The 26,812-nt window shown below is 69.1% G+C and carries 28 protein-coding genes and 1 tRNA gene; 23 read left to right on the forward strand and 6 right to left on the reverse strand.

All coding sequences use genetic code 11. From position 1 onward, the window contains the following. A partial coding sequence (locus tag AB0G02_RS08630; RefSeq protein WP_360791408.1) for a hypothetical protein occupies positions 1 to 187 on the forward strand: 187 nt, incomplete at its 5' end. A gap of 1,311 nt (positions 188 to 1,498) precedes the next feature. Continuing rightward, positions 1,499 to 2,146, forward strand: coding sequence for an HAD family hydrolase (locus tag AB0G02_RS08635; protein ID WP_360791410.1), 648 nt, complete (start codon positions 1,499 to 1,501; stop codon positions 2,144 to 2,146). An 11-nt stretch (positions 2,147 to 2,157) separates the two neighbouring features. Here the strand turns inward: AB0G02_RS08635 and AB0G02_RS08640 are convergent, their stop codons facing one another. Then, complete coding sequence (locus tag AB0G02_RS08640) at positions 2,158 to 3,603, reverse strand: helix-turn-helix domain-containing protein (RefSeq protein WP_360791412.1); 1,446 nt, start codon at positions 3,601 to 3,603, stop codon at positions 2,158 to 2,160. 224 nt (positions 3,604 to 3,827) lie between these two features. Between AB0G02_RS08640 and AB0G02_RS08645 the strand changes: the two genes are divergently transcribed. Both AB0G02_RS08645 and AB0G02_RS08650 read left to right on the forward strand, forming a co-directional pair. Next, positions 3,828 to 4,106, forward strand: a complete 279-nt coding sequence (locus AB0G02_RS08645) for a hypothetical protein (RefSeq protein WP_360791414.1) — start codon at positions 3,828 to 3,830, stop codon at positions 4,104 to 4,106. Further along, positions 4,103 to 4,435 (forward strand): hypothetical protein, encoded by a 333-nt coding sequence (locus AB0G02_RS08650; RefSeq protein WP_360791417.1) that lies wholly within the window; start codon positions 4,103 to 4,105, stop codon positions 4,433 to 4,435. The genes AB0G02_RS08645 and AB0G02_RS08650 overlap by 4 nt, the downstream gene beginning before the upstream one ends. Before the next feature lie 126 nt (positions 4,436 to 4,561). Here AB0G02_RS08650 and AB0G02_RS08655 read toward each other — a convergent pair whose 3' ends face one another. Further along, a complete protein-coding gene (locus tag AB0G02_RS08655; protein WP_360791419.1) occupies positions 4,562 to 4,960 on the reverse strand; it encodes a GntR family transcriptional regulator in 399 nt (132 codons plus the stop codon). Between the two features lie 134 nt (positions 4,961 to 5,094). On the opposite strand from AB0G02_RS08655, the gene AB0G02_RS08660 reads away from it, so the two are divergent. From AB0G02_RS08660 to AB0G02_RS08710, 11 genes are all read left to right on the forward strand, one after another. Next, entirely contained in the window at positions 5,095 to 5,487 is a 393-nt protein-coding gene (locus AB0G02_RS08660) for a hypothetical protein (RefSeq protein ID WP_360791422.1), read from the forward strand. Between the two features lie 186 nt (positions 5,488 to 5,673). After that, the gene (locus AB0G02_RS08665; protein WP_360791425.1) at positions 5,674 to 6,072 is read left to right on the forward strand and encodes a hypothetical protein; all 399 of its coding nucleotides are present in this window, start codon (positions 5,674 to 5,676) and stop codon (positions 6,070 to 6,072) included. Then, positions 6,047 to 6,307, forward strand: a complete 261-nt coding sequence (locus tag AB0G02_RS08670) for a hypothetical protein (protein ID WP_360791428.1) — start codon at positions 6,047 to 6,049, stop codon at positions 6,305 to 6,307. The genes AB0G02_RS08665 and AB0G02_RS08670 overlap by 26 nt, the downstream gene beginning before the upstream one ends. Further along, complete coding sequence (locus AB0G02_RS08675) at positions 6,308 to 6,529, forward strand: hypothetical protein (protein ID WP_360791431.1); 222 nt, start codon at positions 6,308 to 6,310, stop codon at positions 6,527 to 6,529. Positions 6,530 to 6,608: 79 nt separating this feature from the next. Beyond that, the gene (locus AB0G02_RS08680) at positions 6,609 to 7,991 is read left to right on the forward strand and encodes an FtsK/SpoIIIE domain-containing protein (RefSeq protein ID WP_360791476.1); all 1,383 of its coding nucleotides are present in this window, start codon (positions 6,609 to 6,611) and stop codon (positions 7,989 to 7,991) included. Positions 7,992 to 8,024: 33 nt separating this feature from the next. Further along, on the forward strand, positions 8,025 to 8,495 hold the full coding sequence (locus tag AB0G02_RS08685) for a hypothetical protein (RefSeq protein ID WP_360791433.1): 471 nt from the start codon (positions 8,025 to 8,027) through the stop codon (positions 8,493 to 8,495). Positions 8,496 to 8,535: 40 nt separating this feature from the next. Further along, positions 8,536 to 8,781: a transcriptional regulator gene (locus AB0G02_RS08690; protein WP_360791436.1), complete on the forward strand. Its 246-nt coding sequence runs from the start codon at positions 8,536 to 8,538 to the stop codon at positions 8,779 to 8,781. After that, positions 8,756 to 9,523 (forward strand): hypothetical protein, encoded by a 768-nt coding sequence (locus tag AB0G02_RS08695; protein ID WP_360791439.1) that lies wholly within the window; start codon positions 8,756 to 8,758, stop codon positions 9,521 to 9,523. Before AB0G02_RS08690 ends, AB0G02_RS08695 begins: the two co-directional genes overlap by 26 nt. Before the next feature lie 10 nt (positions 9,524 to 9,533). Beyond that, positions 9,534 to 10,868, forward strand: coding sequence for a replication initiator (locus AB0G02_RS08700; protein ID WP_360791441.1), 1,335 nt, complete (start codon positions 9,534 to 9,536; stop codon positions 10,866 to 10,868). Then, on the forward strand, positions 10,865 to 11,044 hold the full coding sequence (locus AB0G02_RS08705) for a helix-turn-helix domain-containing protein (RefSeq protein ID WP_360791443.1): 180 nt from the start codon (positions 10,865 to 10,867) through the stop codon (positions 11,042 to 11,044). The genes AB0G02_RS08700 and AB0G02_RS08705 overlap by 4 nt, the downstream gene beginning before the upstream one ends. A 14-nt stretch (positions 11,045 to 11,058) precedes the next feature. After that, positions 11,059 to 12,222, forward strand: a complete 1,164-nt coding sequence (locus AB0G02_RS08710) for a site-specific integrase (RefSeq protein WP_360791446.1) — start codon at positions 11,059 to 11,061, stop codon at positions 12,220 to 12,222. A 60-nt stretch (positions 12,223 to 12,282) separates the two neighbouring features. Here AB0G02_RS08710 and AB0G02_RS08715 read toward each other — a convergent pair. Then, positions 12,283 to 12,358 (reverse strand) — tRNA-Lys (locus AB0G02_RS08715). Between the two features lie 156 nt (positions 12,359 to 12,514). Between AB0G02_RS08715 and AB0G02_RS08720 the strand changes: the two genes are divergently transcribed. The 5 genes from AB0G02_RS08720 to AB0G02_RS08740 all read left to right on the forward strand — a co-directional run bounded on the left by AB0G02_RS08720 (position 12,515) and on the right by AB0G02_RS08740 (position 22,144). Then, positions 12,515 to 13,378, forward strand: coding sequence for an exodeoxyribonuclease III (locus AB0G02_RS08720; protein WP_360791449.1), 864 nt, complete (start codon positions 12,515 to 12,517; stop codon positions 13,376 to 13,378). Between the two features lie 68 nt (positions 13,379 to 13,446). Beyond that, positions 13,447 to 14,622: a hypothetical protein gene (locus tag AB0G02_RS08725; RefSeq protein WP_360791451.1), complete on the forward strand. Its 1,176-nt coding sequence runs from the start codon at positions 13,447 to 13,449 to the stop codon at positions 14,620 to 14,622. A 96-nt stretch (positions 14,623 to 14,718) separates the two neighbouring features. Further along, positions 14,719 to 15,300 carry a hypothetical protein gene (locus tag AB0G02_RS08730; RefSeq protein ID WP_360791454.1) on the forward strand — a complete coding sequence of 194 codons (582 nt, stop codon included), beginning with the start codon at positions 14,719 to 14,721 and terminating at the stop codon, positions 15,298 to 15,300. Next, on the forward strand, positions 15,300 to 17,297 hold the full coding sequence (locus AB0G02_RS08735) for an SPFH domain-containing protein (RefSeq protein ID WP_360791457.1): 1,998 nt from the start codon (positions 15,300 to 15,302) through the stop codon (positions 17,295 to 17,297). Before AB0G02_RS08730 ends, AB0G02_RS08735 begins: the two co-directional genes overlap by 1 nt. After that, a complete protein-coding gene (locus tag AB0G02_RS08740; protein WP_360791459.1) occupies positions 17,294 to 22,144 on the forward strand; it encodes a DNA repair ATPase in 4,851 nt (1,616 codons plus the stop codon). The genes AB0G02_RS08735 and AB0G02_RS08740 overlap by 4 nt, the downstream gene beginning before the upstream one ends. Before the next feature lie 155 nt (positions 22,145 to 22,299). Here the strand turns inward: AB0G02_RS08740 and AB0G02_RS08745 are convergent, their stop codons facing one another. Further along, positions 22,300 to 22,818, reverse strand: a complete 519-nt coding sequence (locus AB0G02_RS08745; RefSeq protein WP_360791462.1) for an excalibur calcium-binding domain-containing protein — start codon at positions 22,816 to 22,818, stop codon at positions 22,300 to 22,302. A gap of 127 nt (positions 22,819 to 22,945) precedes the next feature. On the opposite strand from AB0G02_RS08745, the gene AB0G02_RS08750 reads away from it, so the two are divergent. From AB0G02_RS08750 to AB0G02_RS08760, 3 genes are all read left to right on the forward strand, one after another. After that, positions 22,946 to 23,782 carry an oxygenase MpaB family protein gene (locus AB0G02_RS08750; RefSeq protein WP_360791465.1) on the forward strand — a complete coding sequence of 279 codons (837 nt, stop codon included), beginning with the start codon at positions 22,946 to 22,948 and terminating at the stop codon, positions 23,780 to 23,782. A 150-nt stretch (positions 23,783 to 23,932) separates the two neighbouring features. Then, entirely contained in the window at positions 23,933 to 24,760 is an 828-nt protein-coding gene (locus AB0G02_RS08755) for a glutamate ABC transporter substrate-binding protein (RefSeq protein WP_360791468.1), read from the forward strand. Between the two features lie 213 nt (positions 24,761 to 24,973). Then, positions 24,974 to 25,177: a cold-shock protein gene (locus AB0G02_RS08760; RefSeq protein ID WP_015105489.1), complete on the forward strand. Its 204-nt coding sequence runs from the start codon at positions 24,974 to 24,976 to the stop codon at positions 25,175 to 25,177. A 155-nt stretch (positions 25,178 to 25,332) separates the two neighbouring features. Here the strand turns inward: AB0G02_RS08760 and AB0G02_RS08765 are convergent, their stop codons facing one another. Further along, positions 25,333 to 25,641 (reverse strand): hypothetical protein, encoded by a 309-nt coding sequence (locus tag AB0G02_RS08765; RefSeq protein ID WP_360791470.1) that lies wholly within the window; start codon positions 25,639 to 25,641, stop codon positions 25,333 to 25,335. A gap of 262 nt (positions 25,642 to 25,903) precedes the next feature. Further along, positions 25,904 to 26,380, reverse strand: a complete 477-nt coding sequence (locus AB0G02_RS08770) for a hypothetical protein (protein ID WP_360791473.1) — start codon at positions 26,378 to 26,380, stop codon at positions 25,904 to 25,906. Between the last annotated feature and the right edge of the window lie 432 nt (positions 26,381 to 26,812).

Below are 26,812 nucleotides of genomic sequence, written 5' to 3' on the forward strand. Positions count from 1 at the left end.
CATCCACCTGGCCGGCCTGGGGCAGCGGGAAGACGCACTCACTACCATCACCGAAGCCGTACAGGCCTACCGCGAACTGGCCCAGGCACGACCCGCAGTGCACGAGTCCGAGCTTGAGCAGTCGCTACGTGCGCTCGCTTTGATCCAGGAGATGGACCACAACCCTGGCGGCGACTCGGCGGAATAGTTGTCGTCTGGATCCACGCGGTTTCCTGCGGGGTCCGCTGGCCGTGGCCTCCCGCCGTTGTGGGGCAGCCTCCGGTGCCTCGCGTGTCGCGCCCGTGGGCCGCCAGGCCCACGTTGGCGCGACCGAGTACATCGCCGGAGGCTGTCCCACAACGGCTCGAAGGACACGAACGGCCAGCGGCCCCCGCAGGGGCCGCCTTGAACAAGAAAAGAAACTATGAACACGGGCGCTCTGACCTGGTGCTCCCGAGGCAGCCTTCAGATTGGAGGGATCAAGCAACTAGCCCTTACGCCGGTTACTTCTTCCGCCCTCGACGCGATTTCGTTTTATGGTGATATTTATGGCCGTTCACGGTTAGCTTCTCTGGGCCAGACCGCTTAGACCCTTTTCCGAGTCCTTTGCGACCCTGCCACACCCAGACCGCGCCTGCCCGTGTGAGCCTTGACGCAGGTATGGTGTCCACTGTGCACATATGCACCTCGGTCAGGTGAGTAGAATGCCAAGGGTAAGAACTGCCGCCTCAGCCAGCAGTAGAGCGAGGGCGACTCTGTACCACGTATGTTTTCTCGCTAGTAGGGCGAAATTTTTCTTTCCTCCGACAATCATGCCTTCCGTTTGAGATTTTAGTACATCACTCTCACTTCGACCGCAGTCGCGCATTTCAAGTATCTTGCCCGCGTCAGCGGTAAACGCCCAGTTGTCGAGTGGCCATAGGGCGGCCATCATAAATGCACTTATGACCACCGTAATCCCGAGCAGAGTCCAGCTTGTCCACAGTGGTAGAGGTGGCCGCACGCTACCGGTGCCTGCTGTGGAAGTCGCGGCAAGGCCCAGAGTGTATGGCAATGCCAATACTACGACAGATGCCGCGAGTACGCCCGTGGCTCGATTCCGGAGATTTTGCAAGATCGCCTGCTGGTAGTGCAGCACTCTGTCCGCCGCCTCGTAACTGAGCTTCAAGAGCGGATCTGCTGTTTGCGTAATGTTTGGTTGAGCCATCCCCGCCCCCGTTCTGGCGTGAATAGTGCAACTGAAGTGTAAGCCTGTGGCACGGTGTTGGCGGTGCTTTCACCCGGAAGAGTGAATATTCCCTCATGCTGTAGCACTCTGCGTTTGGCCGAATACGTCCTGCGCTGTAACGACGGTAACTTCACCGTTGATCGACATGGCTGGCAGGTTCATGTATTCGACTGATTATGTCGGTCGGCAAATGTGCAAGGTTGCCGAGTGGGATATGACGGACCTGGTAAAACCAGTATGATTCTGTCGAGACAGGTACGGCGCGGTTAGTTGATGTAGAGGAGCGAGCGCATGGTGGTTGCTGTGGTGTTTGACGTGGGTGAAACGTTGTTGGACGACTCGCGGGAATGGGGTGCTTGGGCGGACTGGGTTGGGGTGTCTCGGCACACGTTCTCGACGGTGCTGGGGGCGGTGACTGCGGCGGGGCGGGACAACGCTGAGACGTTCCAGTACTTCCGGTCTGGGTTTGATGTGGCCCGTGAGCGGCGGTTGCGGGAGGAGGCTGGGGTTGGGGAGCGTATTGAGGAGGGTGATCTCTACCCGGATGTGAGGGCTGGGTTGGGGCGATTGAGGGAGCTGGGGGTCTGGGTTGGGGTGGCGGGGAACCAGACTGCTCGGGCGGCTGAGTTGCTGCGTGGGTTGAAGTTGCCGGTGGATGGGTTGGCGACGTCTGGTGAGTGGGGTGTGGCGAAGCCTGCGCCGGAGTTCTTCGAGCGGGTGGTGGGGATGACGCCTGCGGCGGTGGCTTGGGATGTGCTCTACGTCGGTGATCACCGGGACAACGATGTTGTGGCGGCGAAGGCGGCCGGGTTGCGTACGGCGTTGATCCGGCGTGGGCCGTGGGGGTACCTGTGGGCAGATGACCCGTTGGTGCGCCGGGATGCCGACTGGGTCATTGACTCATTGCACGACCTGCCGGAGTTGCTGGCGAAGGACTGAGGTGCGGTTGTTCAGCGAGCGCCGGCCCACGCGGCCAGGTCGAGTAGGCCGGAGCTGAGTGACGGATGCGTGCGCAGCAGCACCGATAGGGCTTGGCGGACCTGCGGGTGGGCGCGGACGTGTTCAGGTGCGGCTTGGCGGGCGGCCTGGAGGCAGAGGTAGGCGTCTTCGTGGCGGCCGAGGTCGAGTTGGGCTCGGGCCAGGTCGATGTAGTAGTGCGAGCGGCGTTCGGCGGGTAGCTCGGCGGGCGGGTGCCAGGTGGACGCTCGTTGGATTCCTGCTGCGTCGCGTAGCTCGGCGGCAACGGCCAGTTCGTGGATGCGCAGAGACGCCGGGCCGAAGGCGGTGCCGTGGTAGATGCCTTCGGGTGCGGCGTGGGCGGCGTAGCGGGCGGTGAGGAGGTGGTCGGCGGCGATATCCGCCTTGCCTGCTCGGGCCGCGACGACCGCGGCTCGCATGTGGAGTGCACCGAACGCTGCGGCGGTGGCGGCCTGGTTCAGGTCGCGGGTGGGGAGTTGGTCTGCGGCGTGGTCCAGGGCACGGGCGGCGGTGTGGAGGTCGCCACTGGCGAAGAACGTTTCGGTGCGCACGTAGGCCACTGCGGCGGGGAGGAGCGCGTTCTCGGACTCGTTCGCTGTTGCGCGCATGAGGTCGATGAGGCGGGCCGACAGGTCGAAGTAGCGGTACTTGTAGGCCACGCCATCGGCGGCGCGCAGAGCCAGAGTCAGCAGGGTTGCGACCTGAGGGCGGTCCGCTGGGTCGAGGAGTTGGCGGGCTCGGGCCAGTTCGCCGATCAGGGCGGGTAGGTGGCGGACGAGTTCGCCGTAGCGGGCTTCGAGGCGGTGCTCGTTCATGCGGGCGACGTCGGCGCGCAGTTCGGGGAGAGTGCGGGTGGGGCCGTCGTCGGGTAGGTCGAGGATGTCGAGCGCTCGGCGTAGGCGGGGGATGCCCACCTGCACGATGTCCAGCTCTTGAACGGGCTGGGGTGCCTGGTCGACCGGTGCCCATGACTGGTGGGGCGAATAGGCCGGGCTCGGGTCGATGGTGCGACTGGCGTAGAGGGTGCGGACGTCGTGGACTTCCCGCGCGGTGCCGTCGAACCAGCGCAGGTGGCGCGGCACGTGGAGGGCGTCGCACCAGCGTTCGAGGCGTTCGAGGTCGGTGACCGGGCGGCGGGAGCGTTCGACTTCGCTGACTCGGCCCTGGGTGAGGTCGAGCCACGAGGCGAGGGTGGCTTGGGGGACGGTTGGGTTCTGGGCCTGGCGGTAGGCGCGGAAGACCTGGCCGATGTTGCGTGACTCGAACGCCTCGCGAAGTGTGGGCTTGGCCCAGAACTCGGGCGGCAGGGTCGGGGCACGGAGTGTGGAGGCCGCAGTGCATCGGGCGCAGCGGTCGCCCCGGTTGTCCTGGGCCAGCCAGGTGTCACACGTTCGGCAGCGTCGCTTGGACGTGGTCACGTGGCCGTTCACCCCCTGGTCTGGCTGGTCCTACTTCGGAGTGTAACCCGACGATTACCGCGCTGACCTGCGGTTAGTGGTGGTGCCGATATCCGATTGGCCATTGGTATGGGATCAGTTCTCCGGCCGCGCGAATCTGGTTGAGCAAGTCCCAGGCGTACACGGAGGTTGAGCCGATGGGGATGTACTTGCTCCTCCAACCGGAGGAGGACGCGGAGTCGGCGTTGGTCGAGCGGGCGCAGGGACATCCGTCCTTGGTGATCTCGTCGGGTGACGCGCGGCTGACGGTGCAGATCGCCGCGCGTGAAGGTGGGGCGCAGCTCGCGATCAGCTTCGCGCGCGAGCTGGCCGAGTCGGCAACCCGGTTTGCCGAACGCTGTGAAGCGCTGACCCGGCTTGCTCCGCTCGACTTCGATCACTTGAGCGCCCTGGTGGGCACCACGCCCGGCGAGGTGGACGCGCTGACGGCTTCGAGGCGTGATGACGGGGCGGTCGAGCGGTGAACGAGGTCGACGACTTGGAGCCGTTGTGCGGCGAGACGGAGTTCGCGGAGCTGCTGGACACGATGGTCACCACAGCTCCGCCACGGGTGTTCGCGGTGGTGCAGGAGTTCGGTGAACGTCTGGACGCGTGGGTCGCCGCGTGGGGTTTCGCGTTCGAGGACCGTGCGGAGGTCTTCGCGGTGGACGACCGCTCCCGCATGAGTCTCGGGAAGCCCGAGAACGCGCTGCACCTGTTCAGCAGCAAGCGCCACCAACTGAGGGCACGGCTGGTCTTCCTGCCGGACCTCGGTGACGGTTCGGAGGCGGAGGTGGCGGCCTGCCCGGTGTAGCGGCAGAAGTCCGGGGTCGGCGGGAACGGCAAGGGGGCGCGGTGTCTGGAGAGGACGAGTGGACGGCCGAGGACTGGCGGGAGCTGCACGCCAAAGCCTCTGAACTGCTGGCACGCCTGGACGAGCTCAACGAGCGGTTGAGTCGGGTTGAGGATCGTCTGGCGTGGAGCCGAACAGTTCGGCCTCAACGGCGGCGACGCGCCGGCTGAGATCGTCCAGGACCGTGTTGATGCGGTCGAACATCTGCCGAAGCTCATGCGGTGAGGGCACGTCGTCCCCCGCATGGGCTTCTGGCTTCTTCACCACGATGGTGCCCTCGCCCTGCCGGGAGATGACCAGTCCCTCGTTGCGGAGCTGGTCCAAGGCCTTCTGCAACGTCATCACAGCGCGGCCGTACTTGGTCTGGAGTTCCGTCAGTGACGGGAGCTTGTCGCCGACCTCGACCTCGTCGGACGCGATGAAGTGGCGCAGGTCGTCTGCGATCTGCTGGTACGCAGGCCTGCGGTCCGTTGCGTCTGGTCGCATGGACAGACTGTAGCGATAGAGCTAGCACTGTTGGAAGTCACTCGATCGGCCTAGTGCCTCTAACAGCTCTACTAGCTATGTTGGTTGTAGTGACAGGGTGATGACGGATCGCCCTGGAGAGTGGAGGAACCGAGATGGCGCTTCAGGACTTGCCGGTGGTGCTCGGCGGTTACCGGTTGATGATCACGGAGGCTCCGGCGGCGAAGATGCGGGAGGCGGAGGACGGCACGGTGACGCCGGTGGTCGACCGCACGTCGGGTGAGGTGCAGTACGTGGTGACGTTGTTCGCCAAGCCGTTGCCGGTGGAGGGCCGCAAGGCGGGCAAGGGCGAGGAGATCCGCGTCAACCTGCCCGGTGACCCCGGCGAGGGGTTCGAGGAGGGCATGTACGTGGAGTTGGTCAACGCGGTGGTGAACACCTACGAGATCCCGGACCGCGTCGACCCGCGCAAGATCGCCTCGGCCGGCCTGTGGTTCAAGGCGGCTGGCCTGAAGCCGGTGGCGCGACCGGTGCGCAGCGCGGCCTGATTCCCGCGCCCATCCTGAACATTTCCAAGCTCCCGTCTGGGGCTGCCTGATCTTTGTCAATTCCACAGTGGGTAGAGCCATGCCTGAATCCGGCGCTTGTTCGATAAGCGCCGGGGTTTTCGGTGGTCCCGGAGTCGCTTCTGTCGGTTCCGGGATTGCCGTGGTCCCCGGTATCGGAGGTGGGTTGTGCTCGAAGTCAACGATTACCCGGTCAAGGTCAAAGTCGATCCTCCGGAAGGGGCAGAGTTAAGGGATGCGATGACCGTGCTTCGCCGGATCTGTTCGCAAGGTGACGGCTATGTGCTGACCGTGCGCTCCCGCCGTGTGTTCCGCGCCGTTGGGGTGCACGGGATGCGGAGGTCGGCGGCGTGGGAAACGGCAGCGGTTCACCGGCTGGGCAACCTCGCGTTGATCTTCCCGGTTCCGGAGCCGGTGGTCTTGCGGACCGGAGCCGTGCGCGCGCCCGTGAACCTGCTGCTCCCGACGGAGTTGGGGTTCGAGGTGGCGGAAGCGTGGCGGGAGCTGACGGGACCGGCTGAGCACGAGGAGGGAGGTGTGGATGGCAGGACGGAACAAGCGGGCTGAGGAGAGGTACGCGAACCTCGTCAACGCGATCGATTTCGTGACCGAGCAGTTCGGTCCGTTGGACAAGCTGATCGCGAAGATGCGGGCGAACCCTTCTCCTCCGGGTTCGTGGCGGGTTACTCCGCCTGACGACTTGAAGAAGTTGCTCGCCACGGTTCGGCAGAGCCTGACGAACTTGAAGGACCAAGCGGCCCGCTACGAGACGGAGCTGAAGACTCGGGAGTGGAAGGTCTGAATGTCACAGGAATTGACCACGGCGTTGGAATGCGTGGACAAGTCCATGCGGCAACTGCGCCTGGCCATGCTGGACATCCCGTATAGGCGGGAGGGGTTCAAGAACCAGCACAACACGTTCGTGCGGTCGGTCGCGGTTCTGCGGACCGCGTTGTCCTACTCGCGTTCGCAGCTCGAACCGCCGTCCGCTCGTCGGCGTCGGCGAGGCAGTCCGCGCAAGTAGCGCATTCACGTCACGGCAACGGCCGATCACTGCTCACCGGTGGTCGGCCGTTGCCGTGCCTGATCTGAGGGGACGAAGCATGTCGCGAACGACTACGGGCGCGTCCCGGCGTTCGGCTGGATGGGAGTTCCGCACGGTGCGGTGGTTTGTTCGCCATCCCGGCGCGGTGATGGGTCCTGGTGCGCTCGGGGTCTCGGCGGGTGAGTTGGGGCCTGAGGTGACCGGTGGTGTTGTCGGTGGCCTGATGGTGGGGACGGTGGCTTGGTACCGGGCGCATCCGGACACGTTCGATGCGTGGGCTGCGCCGGTGTTGCGGGCTTGGCAGCGTAGGTGGGCTGGTGCCTACACGGGTCGGCGTTGGGTGAACCTGATGGGCTCGTGCGGGTTGACCACGGTGCACTACCGGACCGGGGAAGTGCTGGTGCCGCGTGTGCTGCGGGTGCGGTCCTGGTCTCCGTCGATCGACGTGGTGCGGGTGCGGTTGGTGCCCGGTCAGGCGTTGCGGGCGTTCGCGGCGGTGTTGCCGGAGTTGGCGGCGACGCTGAAGGCCGAGCGGGTCGCGGTGGAGCAGGGTCGCCCCGGTGAGGTCGTGCTGATCGTCCAGCGGGATGAGCCGTTCGACCGGGTGATTCCGGCTCCAGTGATGCCGGAGTCCTCCGAGGCGGTGGACCTGCGGTCGCTGCGCCTGGGGGAGACGGAGCTGGGCGGGGAGTGGCGTGAGCCGTTGATCGGTACGCATCACCTGACGGCGGGTGCGACCGGTGCGGGCAAGAACTCGGTGGTGATGGCGAAGCTGCGCGCCGTTGCGCCGATGATCCGTGACGGGTTGGTGCGGCCGTGGGTGTGTGACCCGAAGCTGTTCGAGTTCGTGGCGCTCAAGCCGATCCTCGACGGCCGGTATGCCGACAACCCGGAGGACTGCGCCGAGTTGATCGAGCGATTTGTCGACAACATGCAGCGCAAGCAGAAGCGGTTGCAGCGCAAGGGGAAGCGTTCGGTTCCGGTGTCGCCCGATCATCCGGTGGACTGGCTGATCCTCGATGAGGTCGGCTTCCTGATGTCCTACAACTCCGAGTACGCGCACGAGATCACCAACGCCTGCGCGGTGATTTCTTCGATGGGCCGCGCGACCAATGACGTGCTCGATGTGTACGTGCAGGAGCCGTCCAAGGACGTGCTGCCGATCCGTGACCTGCTGCCGCATCGGGTGTGCCTGCGGGTGACCTCCGAGCGGCACCCGGACATGGTGCTGGGCGAGGGTGCGCGCGAGCGTGGCGCGATTGCCGACGAGATCCCGGCCGACGAGTCCAGTGCCGGTATCGGCTATCGGGTCGACCCGCGTTCCCGCACTCCACGGCGGGTGCGTGCGGCCTACACCAGCGACCACGACATCGATGAGTTGGTCGCGTTCGTCAAGGCCGGTCCGGCCGACTCCGGGTCGAGTCTGCGCGTCGTCGCCTGACCTCATTCCTTCCCTGACTCTTGGAGCTTTGCCATGCCTTCGAACAGTTCTCGTTCGCTGGACCGGATCATCCGCACGCTGCGGTCGCTCATGCGGTCCACTGGCTTGCCTCGGCCGGATCGGGTGTTCATCTCGACCGTGACGGGTTCGGTCCAGGTCGAGTTCGACTCCGGCACCGCGCCCGATCGGCTCGCCGCGCTGCTGCTGTGGGTGACCCGCCTGGACGGTGTGACGCTCACCTGGTCCCTGCACGCCGATCACACCCTGATCGTGACGGCCACAGCCCGCAACGCAGCCGGGTTGATGTTCGGCCTGACCACCTTGGCGGCCGTCTCGGACTTCGACGGCACCCCTGGTCCTGGCGACTCGGTAGTGCTTGCCGGGACGTTTCGCCTGGTGCCTTCGGTGGCCGAGTCGGTGACCTTCGAGGAGGTCGCCCGCCTGGTCCACCTCGGCCGCGCGGTGGCAGCCCGTCGCCGCGTGGCCGGGGCAACGGCTGCGTGAACGGGCGACCATGCCGCACACGATCAAGCTCCGACGTGACGTGTTCACCAAGGCCGCTCGGCTCGCCGGCTTCCGGTCGACGTACGCCCTGGCCAAAGCGATGGACGTCAACCGCTCCACGGTGGCCCGCGTGCTGGCCGGAGAGATGCAACCCGGACCCGCGTTCATCGCTGGGGCACTGCTGGCGCTCGCTCCGATGCAGTTCCACGACCTGTTCACCATCGCCTCGGACCAGCGGCGGAACCCTGCGGAGGTGAACCGTGTTCCGCAAGCGCAGGATCGATGACCAGGGCGAATCGCGCACGGTGCGCAAGCTGCGCGCCCGGCTCGCCGAGTCTCACCAGCTGCACGACCTGACGTCGGACCCGCTGTTGCACGCCGTCCGCCTGGAGCGCTTCCGCGTCTCGATCACCCGCTCCATGTGGTGCTTCCTCGCCCTGGGCTTGGGCTTCACCACCACCGGAGTGCACGAATTCCTGGCCGGCCACCTGACGCCGGTCGCCGCGCTGTGGTGGGGCGCGTGGCTGGTCGAGCCGGCGTTGGCGGGCATCCTCGTCACGCTGCTGCGCTGGGAAGCGGAAATGCTGTCCCGGGGCCTGGCCGTCGACGCCGCGCCGGTCGTCTGGCTCAAACGGCTCCTGCTCGGCGCAACCCTGATCACCAACGTGTGGTCCTCGCTGCGCCCACCGTCCGGTCAGGTCGAGTACGGCGTGGTCTTCCTCCACGTCGTCGTGCCGCTGGTCGTGTTCCTCATAGCCGAAGTCATGCCGGTCATCCAGCACCGCTGCAACGCCGCCCGTGACCGCGTGATGGCCACTACGGCACCGATGCCGACCACCGCCGCTACGGCCATCAGCGCGCCGCGTACAGCGCTCAAGCTGCCGGCTCACCTGCAAGCCGTCCTCGGCACCAAGGCCGCCGAAGTCCGTGAACAGGGCCGCGCCATCACCCCTGCCGACGTGCAGGCCGCGGTGAACGTTCCGGACGCCTTCGCGGTCCAGCTCGCCGAACAACTCAACGCTGCCTGAAAGGAGAGCTTTGATCCTCTCGCTCGAAGATCGCATTGCCGACCGCGTCCAACGGGCCGACTACCGCGACTGGCGCGACAAAGTCACCGCCACCGGCGGGTGCCTGGCACCGATCCGGCTGTTCGGAGCCTGGCAGCTCCACAACCTCGACAGCACGAAAGTCCTCGCCCACCTCGGCGGCGACGTCATGGTGCCCTGCGGCAACCGTCGCGCCTCGGTCTGCCCCTCCTGCTCGGACCGGTACGCGGCCGACGCCTTTCACCTCATGCGCGCCGGCCTGTCCGGAGGCAGCAAGGGCGTCCCCGAGTCCGTAGCCGAGAAGCCGCGCGTGTTCACCACCCTGACCGCCCCATCGTTCGGCGCGGTCCACAACCGGCCCACCACTTCGAGCGGTAAGGCGCGGCCGTGCACGGGGTGCGGCCAGTTCCACCACCTCGACGACCCTCGCATCGGCGGTGCGGTCGACCCCGATACCTATGACTACGTCGGCGCGGTGCTCTGGCAGGCGCACGCGGGCAAGCTGTGGCACCGGTTCACCATCGCCCTACGGCGGGCGCTGGCTCGTGCGGCCGGGTTGACGGTGCGGGACTTCAAGGACCACGCGCGGCTGTCGTACGCCAAGGTCGCCGAATACCAGCGACGCGGCCTGGTCCACTTCCACGCCGTCATCAGGATCGACGGCCCCGACGGCTCACACGACCCGGCACCCGCCTGGGCGACTGTCGACCTGGTCGACCACGCGGTTCGGGTCGCTGCCCGCTCCGTCCTGGTCGAGTCCTTCCGGCCGGATGGCACGGTGATTGACCTGGTCTGGGGTGCGCAGGTCGACGTGCGCCCGATTCAAGCCGATGTCGAGGATGACGCCGGGGCGGTCAGCGACAGCAAGCTCGCGGCCTACGTCGCCAAGTACGCGACCAAGGGCACTGGCGCACGTGACACGCCTGACCGGCCGATCCGGTCGCAGCTCGACATCGACCACCTGCGTGTCTCCGACCACCACCGGCGCATGATCCAAACCGCGTGGGACCTCGGTGACCTGCACTTCTACACCGAACTCAACCTTCGCAAGTGGGCACACATGCTCGCCTTCCGCGGGCACTTCCTGACCAAGTCCAAGCACTACTCGACCACCTTCAAGCGCATCCGCGAGGACCGCCGCGCCTTCCGGGCGGCCGAAGTCCTCGAACGCCTCGGCCTGGCGGCCGACGAGGTGATCGTCGTCAACGACTGGGCCTACGCCGGCTCCGGCTACGCCAACGACGCCGAGCGCGAACTGGCCTCCGGCATCGCCGAACGCCTCCGCGCACAACGCCAACGCCAGTACACAGAGGAGGACGCAGCGTGAACGAAATCTGGGACATCGAGCAGGTAGCGGCCTACCTCCGCATCCCGGTCAACACCATCTACCAGTGGCGGACCAGGAAGTACGGCCCTCCCGGCCGCCGGGTCGGCAAGCACCTGCGCTTCAACGCCGCCGACGTCAAGGCGTGGTTCGAGTCGCTTCCCACCGAGGCGGCCTGATGGGTAGACGGCCGATGCCGGTGGGCACCTACGGGAAGATCAGGACCGAGACCCTCGGCCCGAAGCGGTACCGGGCTCGTTGCCGGTATCGCGACTTCAACGGCAAGGTCTACGACGTCGAGCGCATGGGGACCAGCCGAGCGGACGCGGAGAACAACCTCAAGGCGGCTATCCGCGACTGGGTGACACCCGTTGCGGGAGCGACTGTCACAGCGAGTACCAAGTTCCGAGACGTTGCGGCTCGATGGTTGGCCGAGCTGGTGCGCGACGCTGAACGGGAGTTCCGTTCCTGGGGCACGGTCGACACCTACCGCAACCGGTTGGAAGGGCTCGTCCTCCCCGCCGTGGGCGACCTGCGGATGAACGAGTTGTCCACGCCGATCCTGGACGCCCTGTGCAAGAAGGTCCGGGACAATTCCAGCGCCAGTTCGGCGAAGACCGTGAGGGCTGTTCTGAGCGGTGTCTGTGCCTACGCGGTCCAGCACGGGGCTCTTGAGGCGAATCCCGCGCGGGAGATCACCCGATTGGAGAGCAAGCGGGCGAAGCACCGGCCGCAGAAGTCGCGGGCGTTGGCGGCGGCCGAAGTGGTCGACCTGCTCAAGAAGCTCGATGCGGATGAGCAGGCGGTCAAGGACGACCTGCCGGACCTGGTCCGGTTGTTCCTGGGCACGGGAGAGCGGACCGGTGAGGCGCTGGGCGCGCACTGGCCGGACTTCAACGCAGAGGCACGGGAGTTGGCGATGTCCGGGAACGTCATCCGGGCACGTGGGCGCGGTCGGGTCGTGAATCGGGGCAAGACGGCGAACTCCGAACGGCCGATCCCGCTCCCGGACTGGTGCGTGGCGATGCTGGTGGAAAGGCGCTCGAAGGCGTTGGACCTCGACGGTCCGATCTTCCCCAGTTCGACCGGAACGATTCGTGAAGCTACGAACGTGCGCAATCGCGCGTGGAAGCCGTTCATCGCCCGAGCGGGCTACGAATGGGTGACTTTCCGAACCTTTCGGAGGACCGTCGCGACGCTGCTGGACGAGGCGGGTCTGACGGCGAGGCAGATCGCCGATCTGCTCGGCCACTCCCGGCCGTCGATGACGCAGGACGTGTACATGGGGCGCAGGTCACCCGGTCGGGCGGCGGCGGACGCGCTCGGGGCTGTGATCAGGCCCGACGACCATAAGTGAGGGGTAAGTGGGGGCTTCGAGGTTGCTCGGCCCCCGACAGATCGTCGTGACCAGCGAGTCTGGTGGGCCGCCAGGGACTCGAACCCTGAACCCGAAGATTAAAAGTCTCCTGCTCTGCCAATTGAGCTAGCAGCCCTTGGTCGACAGCTTACCGAGGTGGGGGCCCCGGGTGAGCAGGGTGGTGCGGGCGTCGGTGTGGGTGGTGTCACGTCCGGGGGCGGCGGTGGGCCGGGGGTGCAGGTCAGGGGTTCGCCGTCACGTCCCGCGGGCGTGGCCGGCTTACCGTGGGGTGGTGCGGGTGGCTACGTGGAACGTGAACTCGGTCAAGCAGCGGGTGCCCCGGTTGTTGCCGTGGCTCGACCAGCGGCAGCCCGATGTGGTCTGCCTGCAGGAGACGAAGCTCGCGGACGACGCCTTCACGGCGCTCCTCGGGGAAGAGCTGGCCGGCCGCGGGTACGAGGTGGCGGTGCACGGCGAGCCGCGGTGGAACGGGGTGGCGATCCTGTCCCGGGTCGGGCTGGAGGACGTGGTCGTCGGGCTCGCCGGTGCGCCCGGGTTCCCGCACCCCGAGGCGCGGGCGGTGGCGGCGACGTGCGGCGGGGTGCGGGTGCACTCGGTCTACGTGCCGAACGGGCGGGCGCCCGACTCGGACCACTACCGGTACAAGCTGGCCTGGCTGGCGGCGTTGCGGGACGTGGTGGCGGCCGGTCCGGAGGACGCCGTGGTCTGCGGTGACGTCAACATCGCGCCCGCGGACGCCGACGTGTTCGACCCGGCGGCCTTCGCCGGCCACACGCACGTGACCGCGCCCGAACGGGAGGCGTTGGCGGCGTTGCAGGCGGTCGGGCTGCACGACGTGGTCCGCGACCGGTGGCCGGACGAGCGGGTCTTCAGCTACTGGGACTACCGCGCGGGCATGTTCCACCAGGACCTCGGCATGCGCATCGACCTGGTGCTGGCGTCGGCGCCGGTGGCGGCCCGGGTCGAGGCCGCGTGGGTCGACCGGCACGCCCGCAAGGGCACCGGGCCGAGCGACCACGCGCCGGTCCTGGTCGACCTCGACGAGGCGCCGGACGGCGACATCGGGCCGGTGGTGCCGCCGCCGTCCGCGCCGCGCGCCCGCAAGTCGGTCAAGCTGCCGCAGTCCAAGTCCTGAACAGCGGGATGCCCGCGCGCTGACTCCGCCATCATGTGGCCGACCCGCCACCCGGAGGAGCAGCCGCCGTGACCGACCACGTGACGCAGGCGTACCTGGACGACGAGCGCCTGCACGGGGTGATGGGACGGCTCGACCTGCCGCCGCACCTGGCCGCCGCCTATGGCGACCGGTTGGTCGACCGGCCGTACTTCCTGGAGGAGTACACCGCGCACCGGGTCGCGGCCGACGTGATGGACCTCTTCGAGCTGCTGTTCTCCCTGCCCGTCAGGCTGTTCGGCGGCAGCTTCGCCCGGTACGCCGACGCCTTGGGCCTCCCGCCCGAGCGGACCGCGCTGATGGGCGCCGACCGGCCGCCGATGCACGGCCGCGCGGACTTCCACCGGGTCGGCGGCGACGTGCGGCTGCTGGGGCTCGACGCGGGCTCCCGGCTGGCCGGCGTGCACCTCGGCGGGCTGTCGCGTGCCGTCCACGAGCACCCCGAGATGCAGCCGTTCGTCGCCGAGCACGAACTGGCCTGCTACGACCCGGTCGGCAAGCTGCTCGACGTCATCGGCCGCGACCGCACCATCGCGTTCGTCGGGGTGGAGCGCCTCGACGGCATCAGGGAAGCCTGCGCGCGCGACGGCGTGGACGTCCTGGTCGGCGGGCCGCACGAGCTGACCGACCGCGACGGGTACCTGTACCTCGACGGCAGCCGGCTGGACGTGGTCGTCCGGTACTTCTCCGCCGAGCAGGCCGCCGGCGTCGTGGACACCCTGGTCAGGGGCCACAAGACCGAGCTGTACACGTCCTTGTCGAGCTGCTGGTACGGCGGCGGGGCGACCCTGGCCCTGGTGGCCGACCGCCGCGACGAGCTGCCCGAGGACGCGCGGGCGCTGGTGGACCGGTTGCTGCCGTGGACCCGCGCCGTGCGGGACGTGCCGCGCGACCGGCTCCGCGAGGACCGGGAGGGGTTGGTCGTCAAGGCCTCCGCCGGTGGGGACGTGCACCAGGGGTGGCTGCTGACCGACCGGGAGTGGGTCGCCGTCCTGGACGAGGTGGCGGACGGGCCGTACGTCGTGCAGGAACGCGTGCGGCCCACGCCGGACGTCGTCCCCGGCGACGACCGGCCGTGGCTGACGACGTGGGGTTGGTTCGTGACCGACCAGGGGTTCGCGGGCATGGCCCTGCGGGCGCGGCCGGTGGCGGACGGCGTTGTGGTCGGCGGCCGGTCCCGCGTGTCCGGTCTCCTCCTGTACTGAGCCCCTTCCTGTACGGATCGGGGTGGTCCGACCGCGTTGCGTCATTCCGCCCGGCTGCCCGCGGAGAACGGGTTAGGGTCCGGGAAAGGGGGGTGCATGGGGCAGTTCTTCGCGGCGGCGCTGGGTTTCCCGGTCGCGGTGCTGAGCGTCCTGCTGGTGGTGGTCGTCGCCTACTGGCTGCTGGTCGCGTTCGGCGCGGCGGACGCGGACTGGGTCGAGCTGGACATCGGCGGTGTGCCGGCCACGATCGGGATCTCCCTCCTGATCACCTTCTGGTGGTTCGCGTGCCTGTCGGGGGTCGTGCTGTTCGAGCCGGCGTCGGCGGTCGGGGGCCTGGCCGTGCTCGGCGGGTCGCTCGTGGTGGGGTCCGTGCCGGCACGGCTGGCGATGGCGCCGTTGAAGCGGCTGTTCCCGGCGGACGCTCCCGCGTCACGCCTGGACTTCGTGGGCCGCACGTGCGTCATCCGCACCGGGCGGGTCACGCAGGCGTTCGGCCAGGCCGAGGTCACCGCCGCGGACGGCTCGTCGGCGGTGGTGCAGGTGCGGCAACCCGGCCACGACCCGCTGACCGCGGGCACCACCGCGCTGATCTTCGACTACGACGTGGACGGCGAGTTCTTCTGGGTCGCGCCCCTCGAACTCGGACCCGGCCCGACTCTCACACTGGGGGACCACTGATGGATGTCATCACCACCGGGTTCGGCATTCTCGTCGCCGTCGTCCTGGTCGTCGTGATCGCGCTGCTGATCCTGGTCAGCCGCCTGTTCCGCAAGATCGACCAGGGCAAGGCGCTGATCATCTCCAAGGTGCGCAAGGTGGACGTCACGTTCACCGGTGCGGTGGTGCTGCCGGTGCTGCACCGCGCGGAGGTCATGGACATCTCGGTGAAGACCATCGAGATCCGCCGCGCCGGTCAGGAGGGCCTGATCTGCCAGGACAACATCCGGGCCGACATCCGCATCACGTTCTTCGTGCGGGTCAACAAGACCGTCGAGGACGTCATCAAGGTCGCCCAGGCCATCGGCACCGCCCGCGCGAGCGACGAGGCCACGCTCCAGGAGCTGTTCAACGCCAAGTTCTCCGAGGCGTTGAAGACCGTCGGCAAGCAGCTCGACTTCATCGACCTCTACACCAAGCGCGACGAGTTCCGCGACCGGATCATCCAGGTCATCGGCACCGACCTCAACGGCTACAGCCTGGAGGACGCGGCGATCGACTACCTGGAGCAGACGCCGATGGCGCAGCTGAACCCGTCGAACATCCTCGACGCCCAGGGCATCCGCAAGATCACCGAGCTGACCGCGATCGAGCACGTGCGCACCAACGAGTTCACGCGGCACGAGGAGAAGGAGATCACCCGCCAGAACGTCGAGGCGCGCGAGGCGATCCTGGAGCTGGAGCGCCGCCAGGCCGACGCGGAGATCAAGCAGAAGCGCGAGGTCGAGACGATGCGGGCCCGCGAGGAGGCGGAGATCGCCAAGGTGCAGGCCGAGGAACGCCTCAAGTCGAACACCGCGCACATCCGCACGGACGAGCAGCTGGGCATCCAGACCGAGAACAAGGCGCGCGAGATCGCGGTGGCGGAGAAGAACCGCGAACGCGTGATCGCGATCGAGACCGAGCGCATCGAGAAGGACCGGCTGCTGGAGGTCATCGGCCGGGAGCGGGAGACCGAGCTGTCCCGGATCGCCGCGGACAAGGAGCTGGAGGCCGAGAAGCGGTCCATCGCGGAGGTGGTCCGGGAGCGGATCGCGGTGGAGAAGACCGTGGCCGAGCAGGAGGAGATCATCAAGCGGCTGCGCGCGGTCGAGGAGGCCGAGCGGCAGCGGCAGACCGTGGTGATCAGGGCCGAGGCGCAGGCGCAGGAGGGCCTGGTCAAGGACATCAAGGCGGCCGAGGCCGCCGAGCAGGCCGCGAAGTTCAAGGCCCGCGAGGAGCTGCTGCTCGCGGAGGCCAGGCAGCAGGCCGCGGAGCTGGACACCCGCGCCATGATCCGGCTGGCCGAGGGCAAGCAGGCCGAGGTGGCGGCGTCCGGCCTGGCCGAAGTGCAGGTGCGGGAACGCGACGCCGAGGCGATCGAGAAGGTGGGCCGCGCCGAGGCCGTCGTGGAGCGGGAGAAGGCCCTGGTGGCCGCGCTCGCGATCCGCGAGAAGCTGAAGGGCGAGGCGGAGGGCCTGGCCGACAAGGCGGGCGCGATGGCCGCGCTGGACGGCGCGACCCGCGAGCACGAGGAGTACCGACTGCGGCTGGAGGCCGACAAGGAGGTCCGGCTCGCCGGGATCGACGTGCAGCGGCAGGTGGCCGAGGCGCAGGCGATGGTGCTGGCGGCGGGCCTGGAGAAGGCCGACATCGACATCATCGGCGGCGACAGCATGTTCTTCGACCGGATCGTCGGCGCGATCACCCTCGGCAAGCAGGTGGACGGGTTCGTGGAGAACTCCGACGTGGCGCGGACCCTCGCCGGGCCGTGGCTGGACGGGTCGGCGAGCTTCACCGACGACATCGGCAGGCTGCTCGGCTCGCTGAGCACCGGTGACGTGAAGAACCTGACCGTGTCGGCGCTGCTGCTCAAGCTGATCAACTCGGGTGGGCCGGACGAGGGCAAGCTGCGCGAGCTGCTGGCCGCCGCGCAGCGGCTGGGCGTGGCCGAGCGGCCGGTCGCCTCGCTGTCGTGACGACCACCGCCACCGCCACGCCCGAGGGGATCGGCCTGGAGGCGGGCACCTACGAGGTGCTGCGGGCCCGGCTGGCCGAGCAGGCGTCCGGGCTCGCCCGACGGGCCGAAGCGCTCAACGCGCGCCGCCTGGAGGTGTTCGGCAGCGCCGAGCTGGCGCTGCTGGGCACCGAGCGCATCCGCACCGAGCACAACTGCGTCCCACGGGACGTGGTGCAGGTCGCCGGCCTGATGCTGTTCGGCTACAACGTCTTCATCGGCCTCAAGCCGGAGACGACGGTCGACGACGTGTTCTCGCTGCACCGCTTCACCCGCGACGGTGACGCGTTCCGGTTCGAGGACGCCGACGACGACGAGCTGCCCGGCCTGCTGCGCGACCCGCGGTTCGAGCGGGACTTCGCGGAGCTGTACCGGTACTACCGGGACACCAGGCTGATCCAGCTGCGCCGGGTCGAGGGCCGGTTGCTGGCGGTGTTCCAGACCGGCGCGCGGATAGGGGACGTCCGGGTGCTGCGCTGGCGGGTCGGCGTGGACGGCGCGGTCGAGTACCTGGACAACCGGGGCGAGCGCGACCACGTGTTCCCGCCGTCGCACGACTTCGAGTGGACCACCACCGGCCGCGAGCACCACGTGCTCGGCCGCCACCCGCACATCTCCGTCGAGGACGAGGTGTTCGTCGAGACGGTCGGCGGGGACCTGACCATCAAGGTGGAGAACAACACCGAGACCGGCGAGGGCATCTACACCGAACCGGTGGACGAGCCGCTGCAGTCGCTGGCCGACGGCGAGGTGCAGTACGCGCGGGTCGGCTCGCTGATCCTGCTGCGCATCCGCCCGTACAACGAGACCGCGTGGCGGCACCTGGTGTTCAACACCCGCACCCGGTCGGTGGTGCGGCTGGACGGCATCGGCCAGGCGTGCCAGCGGCTGCCCGAGGACCAGGGCCTGATCTTCCCCGGCGGCTACTACCTGGCCACGGGCGTCAGCAAGACGTTCGACACCCCGGTGGACGAGCTGGAGTTCGAGCGGGTCATCCGCTCCACCAACGGCGAGGACGCGCTGTACGTGTTCCACGCCCGCCGTGACGGCCGGTCGCTGCTGCTGCCCTACAACGTGATCCGCAAGGAAGTGGCGAACCCGTTGTCCTGCCACGGGTACTCGCTGTTCGACGACGGCACGCTCGTCGTGTTCCGGGCGTCGAGCGACGAGCCGACCCGCGTGCACCCGATGCAGGTGTGGCAGACGCCGTACCTGTCCGACGCCTACGCCGCCGCGCAGCCCGTGGGCACCGGGCCGTTGGAGCGGGTCGGGAACGCCGACCTGGTGCGCGGCATCTCCGACTGCCTGTCGGTGAGCCGGATGGTGGGCGAGATGGCGCCGTCCGCTCCGGTGTTCGAGGACCTCATCGCGTCCTGCACCAGGGTGTTCGACGCCTACCACTGGCTGGGCGAGCCGGACCTGGGCGACCTGCGCACCCCGTTGACGCAGGTGCGCGCGACCGCCGAGCAGGTGCTGGACGAGTTCGAGACCGTGCAGGCGCTGACCGACCAGGCGGCGACCGCGGTGGCCGAGGCGGACGAGCGGATCACGTCGGTGGTGCGCCGGGTGCGCGGCGAGGTGCCGACGACGGCCGACGCGTGGGTGCGGCAGCTGGCCGAGCTGCGCCGGTCCCAGGGGCACCTGGTGACGTTGAAGGAGCTGCGGTACGCCGACGTGGCCCGCATCGACGAGCTGGTCGCCGTGCTCGACGAGGAGCTGGACGGCACGGCGCGGCGCGCGGTCGAGCACCTGCGCCGCGACGACGCGTTCACCGGCTACCACGAGCAGGTCGAGGCGCTGGTCGGGAAGGCCGACGCGATCCGCACGGTCGCGGAGGCCGCGCCGGTGGTCGAGGAGCTGGGCGAGCAGCAGCACGGCCTGGAGGTGCTGACCGAGGTCGTCGGGTCGCTCGACATCGCGGACGCCACCGTGCGCACGTCGATCCTGGAACGCATCGGTGAGGTGCTGGGCGGGCTGAACCGGGCGCGGGCCACGGTGGACGGGCGCAGGCGCGCGCTGCTGGCCACCGAGGGCCGGGCCGCGTTCGCCGCCGAGTTCGCGCTGCTCGGGCAGGCGATCACCGGCGCGCTGGCGGTCGCGGACACCCCGCAGCGCTGCGACGAGCAGCTGGGCAGGCTGCTGCTCCAGCTCGAGAACCTCGAGTCGCGGTTCGGTGAGTTCGACGACTTCCTCACCCGGCTCGGTGACAAGCGGACCGACGTCTACGAGGCTTTCTCGTCGCGCAAGCAGGCGCTGCTGGACGACCGGGCCCGCCGCGCCGACCGGCTCGCGTCCTCCGCCGACCGCATCCTGGGCAGCGTGGCCAGGCGGGTGGCGTCGCTGGCGTCGTTGGACGAGGTGAACACCTACTTCGCGTCCGACCCGATGGTGGTGAAGATCCGCTCGGTGGCCGACGAGCTGCGGTCGTTGGGCGACGAGGTGCGCGCCGAGGAGCTGACCGGCCGGGTGCTGGCCGCGCGGCAGGAGGCGGGCCGCTCGCTGCGCGACCGGCTGGACCTGTTCGACGGCGAGACGATCCGGCTGGGCAGGCACCGGTTCGCGGTCAACACCCAGCCGATCGACCTGACCCTGGTGCCGAAGGACGGCGCGCTGTCGTTCGCCATCACCGGCACCGACTTCCGCGCGCCCGTGCGCGACCCGGAGTTCGCGGACACCCGGCCGTTCTGGGACCAGCTGCTGGTGTCGGAGACCGCCGAGGTCTACCGGGCCGAGCACCTGGCCACGTCGGTCCTGGCCACGCACCCGGTCGACGAGCTGCACGCCGCCGTGACCGAGGACCGGTTGGCCGAGGTGGTGCGCGGGGTGGCCGAGTCGCGGCTGGACGAGGGCTACGAGCGGGGCGTGCACGACCACGACGCGACCCGGATCCTCGACGTCGTGCTGCGGCTGCACGCGGGCGCGGGCGTGCTGCGGTACCCGCCCGCCGCACGGGCCGCGGCGCAGCTGATGTGGGCTTCGGCCGACGAGGACGCGCGGGCGACGTTCGAGCGGCGGGCGGCGTCGCTGGGACGCGCGCGGGAGGCGTTCGGGCACACGTCCGCGATCGACGAGCTGTGCGCGGAGCTGTCCGCGGCGGCCGGCGACCCGTTGGCGGGCGAGTACCTGTTCGAGGAGCTGTGCAGCGCGCCGTTCGGGTTCGCCACGAGCGCCGGGGCGCGCGCTCTGGTCGACGCGTTCCACCGGGCGCTGGGCGGGCGCAAGGAGTTCGACGAGGACCTGCGGGCGTTCACCGACCTCGACGTCCGGCGGCGGTTGGTGGAGGGCTGGTACGAGGCGTTCCTGGGCGGTCTGCCCGACAAGGACCGGTACCTGCCCGACCTGCCGGAGGCGGTGGCGGTGGAGCTGTGCCGCGACCTGCCTCGGCACGAGTCGTCCGCGCAGCTCCAGGCCACTGTGGACGGTCTGCTCGGCGCGCACCCGCGGATCACCGACCGGAAGCTGGACGTCCGGCTGGACGAGCTGCTGACCCGCACCCGCCTGTTCCGCGAGCAGCGCGTGCCCGCCTACCGCGCCTACCAGCGTCGGCGCAACGAGGTCGTGGCCGCCGAACGGGCCCGGCTGCGGCTGGACGAGTACCGGCCGCAGGTGATGAGCGCGTTCGTCCGCAACCGGCTGCTCGACGAGGTGTACCTGCCGCTGATCGGGGACAACCTGGCCAAGCAGCTCGGCGCCACCGGCGACGGCAAGCGCACCGACCAGATGGGCCTGCTGCTGCTCATCTCACCGCCCGGCTACGGCAAGACCACGCTCATGGAGTACGTCGCCAACCGGCTCGGCCTGGTGTTCGTCAAGGTCAACGGCCCGTCGCTGGGCCACGACGTGACATCGGTCGACCCGGCGGAAGCGCCGAACGCCACCGCGCGGCAGGAGGTCGAGAAGATCTCGTTCGCGCTGGAGGCCGGCAACAACGTGCTGCTGTACCTGGACGACATCCAGCACACGTCACCGGAGCTGCTGCAGAAGTTCATCTCGCTGTGCGACGCGCAGCGGCGGATGGAAGGCGTGTGGGACGGCGGCACGCGCACCTACGACCTGCGCGGCAAGCGGTTCGCGGTGTGCATGGCCGGCAACCCGTACACCGAGTCGGGGCAGCGGTTCCGCATCCCCGACATGCTCGCCAACCGCGCCGACGTGTGGAACCTGGGCGACGTGCTGTCCGGGCGCGAGGACCTGTTCGCGCTCAGCTACGTCGAGAACGCGCTGACCTCCAACCCGGTGCTCGCGCCGCTGTCCACCCGTGACCGCGGCGACGTGGAGCTGCTGGTGCGGATGGCGCGCGGCCAGGACGTGCGGGCGGACCGGTTGGCGCACCCGTACACGTCGGTCGAGCTGGAGCAGGTGCTGTCCGTGCTGCGCAAGCTGCTGCGCGTGCAGGAGGTCGTGCTGGCGAACAACCAGGCCTACATCGCCTCGGCCGCCCAGTCCGACGCCTCCCGCGTCGAACCGCCGTTCCAGCTCCAGGGGTCGTACCGGAACATGAACAAGCTGGCGGAGAAGGTCGTGCCGGTGATGAACGACGCCGAGCTCGACGCCGTGATCGACGACCACTACGTGGGCGAGGCGCAGACGCTGACCTCGGGCGCGGAGGCGAACCTGCTCAAGCTGGCCGAACTGCGCGGCACCCTCACCCCGGCCCAGGCGACCCGCTGGGAGGAGGTGAAAGCCGCCTACGTCCGCGCCCGGACCCTCGGCGGCGCGGACGACGACCCCACGACCCGCACGGTGGGCGCCCTGTCCCTCCTGACCGACCGCGTGGGCACCGCCCTGGACCGCCTGGCCGACCGCTGACCCCTACCCCCTCGCGTGTCCTACCCCCGGAACGCGCGAGTTGAACGCTCAGAACACGAGAGTCCTACGTTCGTGTCGCGAGAGTCCTACGTCCACAGCGCGAGAGTCCTACGTCCAGGACACGTGAGTTCAACGCTCAGCACGCCGACGAACGGTCAGTCGGCCCGTTCGCAGGCGACGCCGTCGTGGTCGAGGTCGAGGTGGTGGCGGTCCCAGCCGACCACCTCGATGCGGCCCACGCCCTGCTCGCGCAGCCAGTCGCACAACCGCCGGACGTCGCGCGGGAAGCGCCACGGCACGCACAGGTCCTCGGTCAGGTACGAGGGGTCGCACTTCCACAGCGGCCGGGTCGACGTCGGGCCGGCCGGGACGCTCGACGTCGTCACCGGAGCCGGCGGCGGCTCGGACGTCGTCGTCACGACGGTCGTGGTGGTGGTCGGCGGCTCCGGCCGCGGCTCGGGCGGCGGAACGACGACCACGACCGACGGGGGCCGCGCGGCTGCCAGCGTGGTCGTGTAGGTGACGCTGAGCACGCCCGGCTCCGCGGGGCTCACCTCGACCCGGCGCACGTCCACCGGTCGCGGCTCGTCCACCGTGATCGCCAACGTCGCGAGCACACCGGTCGCGAGTAACAGCGCCGTTCCCGCGAAGGCGACACTCCTGCCACTGCTCATCCCCGCACCCGTCCGGCTCGCCGAAGTGTCACGTGAAATCGTTCACGCGGCTAAAGGTGTTACGCCCCAGCAGTTGCGGCAGGTCGGCAGGGGTGACGGAAACGACACGTCATGACACGATCGAGTGGTGGACGTCGGGTTGCTCGGACCGGGGACGGTGACCTGGCAGCTGCACGCCGACCCCGCCATGTGGGTCGCCGGCATCGCGAGCCTCTACCTCCAGTCGCTCCACCCGCGCGCGGTCGCGGCCGTGGTGCAGAACTCGAACTTCCGGCAGGACCCCCTGGGGCGCCTCCGCCGGACCGCGGACTTCGTCGGCACGGTCAGCTACGGCTCCACCGAAGAGGTCGAACGGGCCGCCGCACGGGTGCGCGGCGTGCACCGCACCCTCCGGGCCAAGGACGCCGCCGGCCGCCACTTCCGCATCGACGACCCCGAGCTGCTGCTGTGGGTCCACTGCGCCGAGGTGCACTCCTTCCTCACCGTGCTGCGCCGCGCCGGTTACCGGCTCACCGACGCCCAGGCCGACCGCTACTACGCCGAACAGCGCCGCACCGCCGCCCTCGTCGGCCTGCACGAGGACGAGGTGCCCGGCAGCACCGCCGAGGTGGCCGACTACTTCGCCGCCGTGCTGCCCCGGCTGAAGCGCACCGCGGACTCCGAGGTGGTGTACCGGTTCCTGCACCGCCCGCCCCTCGACGGCGTGCTGCGCCTCGGCTTGGACGCCTACGAACCGCTGCTCGGCCACCTGGCGTACTCCGTGCTGCCGCCGTGGGCCATCGCCCTGCACGGCCACCGCCCGTACCCCGAACCGACCGCCACCGCCCTGCTGCGCGCCGTCCGGGCCGCCGCGCTGCTCGTGCCCGCCCCGATCCGCTGGAGCGTGCCGGAAGGCCACGTCAACAAGGCCATCCGCCGCCTGGGCCGCGGTGCGGCACCCCGACGGGCGCTGCTGCCGCTCTAGCTCACACCGCCGATTGCACCGAACGGCGCAGCGACCCGGGCCACTGCGACCTTTATCGCACCGGCGGCCACCCCCGGCTTGCTTAGCATGAACAACGTCCGGCGTGTCGATCCACGCCGCGTCCCCAAGCCCCGGAGAGGTTCGCAGCTCATGCTGTTCCGAAGGATGCTGTCCGCGACCGCGCTGGTGACAGCCCTGTCGCTCGTCGCCGCGTGCGGCGGCGCGAGTGACGACACCCTGGCAGGCAGGGCCGACGACGGCGAGCTGACCGTCGGCATCCGGTACGACCAACCGGGCCTGGGACAGCGCAGGCTGGACGGCAAGGTCGTCGGCTTCGACGTGGACGTGGCCAAGTACGTGGCCGCCCAGCTCGGCGTCGACGAGTCCGGCATCACCTGGCGCGAGGCGCGGTCCGCCGACCGGGAGAAGCTGATCACCTCCGGCGAGGTCGACTTCGTCGTCGCCACCTACTCGATCACGGACAAGCGCAAGGAGCAGGTCTCCTTCGCCGGCCCGTACTTCGAGACCGGCCAGGGCGTCCTGGTCCGCTTCACCGACGGTGAGATCACCGGCCCGGAGACGCTCAACGGCAAGAAGCTCTGCTCGGTCACCGGCTCCACGTCCGCGCAGAAGGTCAAGGAGCAGTTCGCCCAGGACGTGCGCCTGGTGGAGTACGGCCAGTACTCCGACTGCGTCACCGCCCTGCTCGCCGGCAACGTCGACGCGGTGACGACCGACGAGGTGATCCTCGCCGGGTTCGTCGCGGAGAACCCGGAACTGCTCAAGGTGGTCGGCACCCCGTTCACCACAGAGCGCTACGGCATCGGCCTTGCCAAGAACGACACCAGGGGTCGCGCGGACGTCAGTGCGGCCATCGAGAAGATGGTCGGTTCCGGCGAATGGCGCACCGCGCTGGAGCGGAACATCGGTCAGGCGGGCGTGAAGCTCCCGGAACCACCCAAGGTGACCGAGAAGTAGCTGTCCGGTGGACCAATGACTTCGGGGTGGTAGTGCTGGACGGGGCCAACCGATACGCTCAGCCACGCAGGCCGTGGTTTCTGTGTTCGTGTCTCACGCTCGCGGAACGACACGCGGGCGTGCCGTCCCCACTCGAAGCAGTGGGGGAAACGCCCCGGGACGGCCGGGGCTGCACGGTGCAGCCCCAAGCTTTCCTGCGATGGAGGCAGGTACATGGCACTGGGCACTGTCAAGTGGTTCAACTCCGAAAAGGGCTTCGGCTTCATCGCGCAGGAGAACGGCGGGCCGGACGTCTTCGTGCACTACTCGGAAATCCAGGGCCAGGGTTTCCGCACCCTGGAGGAGAACCAGCGGGTCGAGTTCGAGATCGGCCAGGGCACCAAGGGTCCGCAGGCCCAGAACGTGCGCAAGGTCTGATCACGGCCGATCGCAGCTGGCTCCACCGCGGCTGATCGTTCGGCCTTCGTCTTCGCGGTAACGGCGCAGGCCCCCGACCGGGATGGTCGGGGGCCTGTTCGCGTTCGGGCCCGGCTTCGGGGGCCGGGGCGCTTTCTCCTGCTGGTGACCGGGTTCTAGTAGCCGCGCTGGCGGGCTTCCCACTCCAGCCGCTGCATGACCCACTCGGTGGCCAGCGCCTGGGGGGACGTCTGCCGCTCGGCGGCCAGCTCCTTCAGCTGCTCGTTCGCCATCAGCTGGAGGCGGAGCTGGTAGACCTGCGCGTTGCCGAAGCTCGTTCCGGCCGTCGTCTCGGCGTCCGTCGTCTCCGGGGCGAGGGCGGCGAGGTACGACTCCAGCTCGTCGTCCGGCAGGGCTTCGTCCAGTTCACGCGCGGGCGGGCGGTGACGGCCCGACTTCGACCGTCCAAGGGATCCAAGAGGCACGGCGACACGATAACGGTTGGATTGCGGAGTCGCGTCAACTGTGGCCTGGGTCACAGATGTGTGCATGGAGAGGCCCCCGCGCCAGGGGGAGGAACGCGGGGGCCGGAGGGGATCTCCACAGGCGCTGACCGGGGGTGTGTCAGCGCTTCGGATTGTTGCACGCGCACGTGGGCCTGGGGAGTGGGTTGACCCGAAATCTTCAGGTAGTCGATGCCAGAACCCTGTATCCGGACCGTTTTCGCGCTCGGCCCGGCCCGTCCGCTTACCCCCGTGGGGTAGCCGGACCGTCGTCCGGCGGCTCCAGGTTCGTGATCTCACCTTCGAGTCGCTGAACCAACTCCTCGAGGCCCGCGAGCATCCCGTCGAGCTCGCTCATCTTGTCGCTCATCAACCGGTCGATGTCCGCCTCGATCGCGGACAGCGACAGGCTGCCGAACAGCTCCTGCGGGTTCACCGCCGTCGGCCCGGCGCCGGTGGTCTCCGCCCCGGTCGTTCCCGCCCCGGTCGGCCCGGTCGCGTCGGGCTCCGACCCTGCGGCTTCCGGTCCGGCGGGTCCGGGCTCGGCGCTGTCCGGTGCGGTGGGCTCGGGCTCGGCGGGTCCGGGCTCGGCGGCCCGCTGCCCGGTCGGCTGCTGCCCGGTCGGCTGCTGGTCGGTGGCCGCGGCGCCCGGCGCCGGCGTCGTGGTCGCGTCGTCCGCCACCGCTGGTTCCGGCGTCTGCCCCGGTACCGGTTCGGTCATGGGTTGCACCCTCCTCGTTCGCGACAAGCACATCACGCGGCGCTTGACACCAAGTGGCCTACACGGAAAGTGACGCTGTGTCGTCTGTGAATCACTCTCCGGGGGGCTGCGGCGGTTCGATGGGCTCGCTTAGCCTCGCGCCAACCTCAAGTCGGGGAGGCGTCATGAGCGGGTCCCTAGAAGTACGTCAGTTCCTGTGGAACCAGGACGAAACGATGTCCAGGCCGGGCGGCGGTGGGGTGCCTGCCCAGCGAACCGGTGAACCTTCGCGGATCTCGGACGAGCAGGTGCACCGGGCGCGGCTGTCGGTGGCGCGCGGTGCCACCAGTGCCGAGGATCGGCGGCGAACCGACGCGCCTCCTCGTCGTCGAGCTCCTGCTCGGTCAGCTGCGCCTCGGCGTCCGGCGGCAGCACGACGATCTCCTGCGCCAA

This window comes from Actinosynnema sp. NPDC023658 (assembly GCF_040639995.1).
In the GTDB taxonomy this organism is placed as follows: Bacteria; Actinomycetota; Actinomycetes; order Mycobacteriales; family Pseudonocardiaceae; genus Actinosynnema.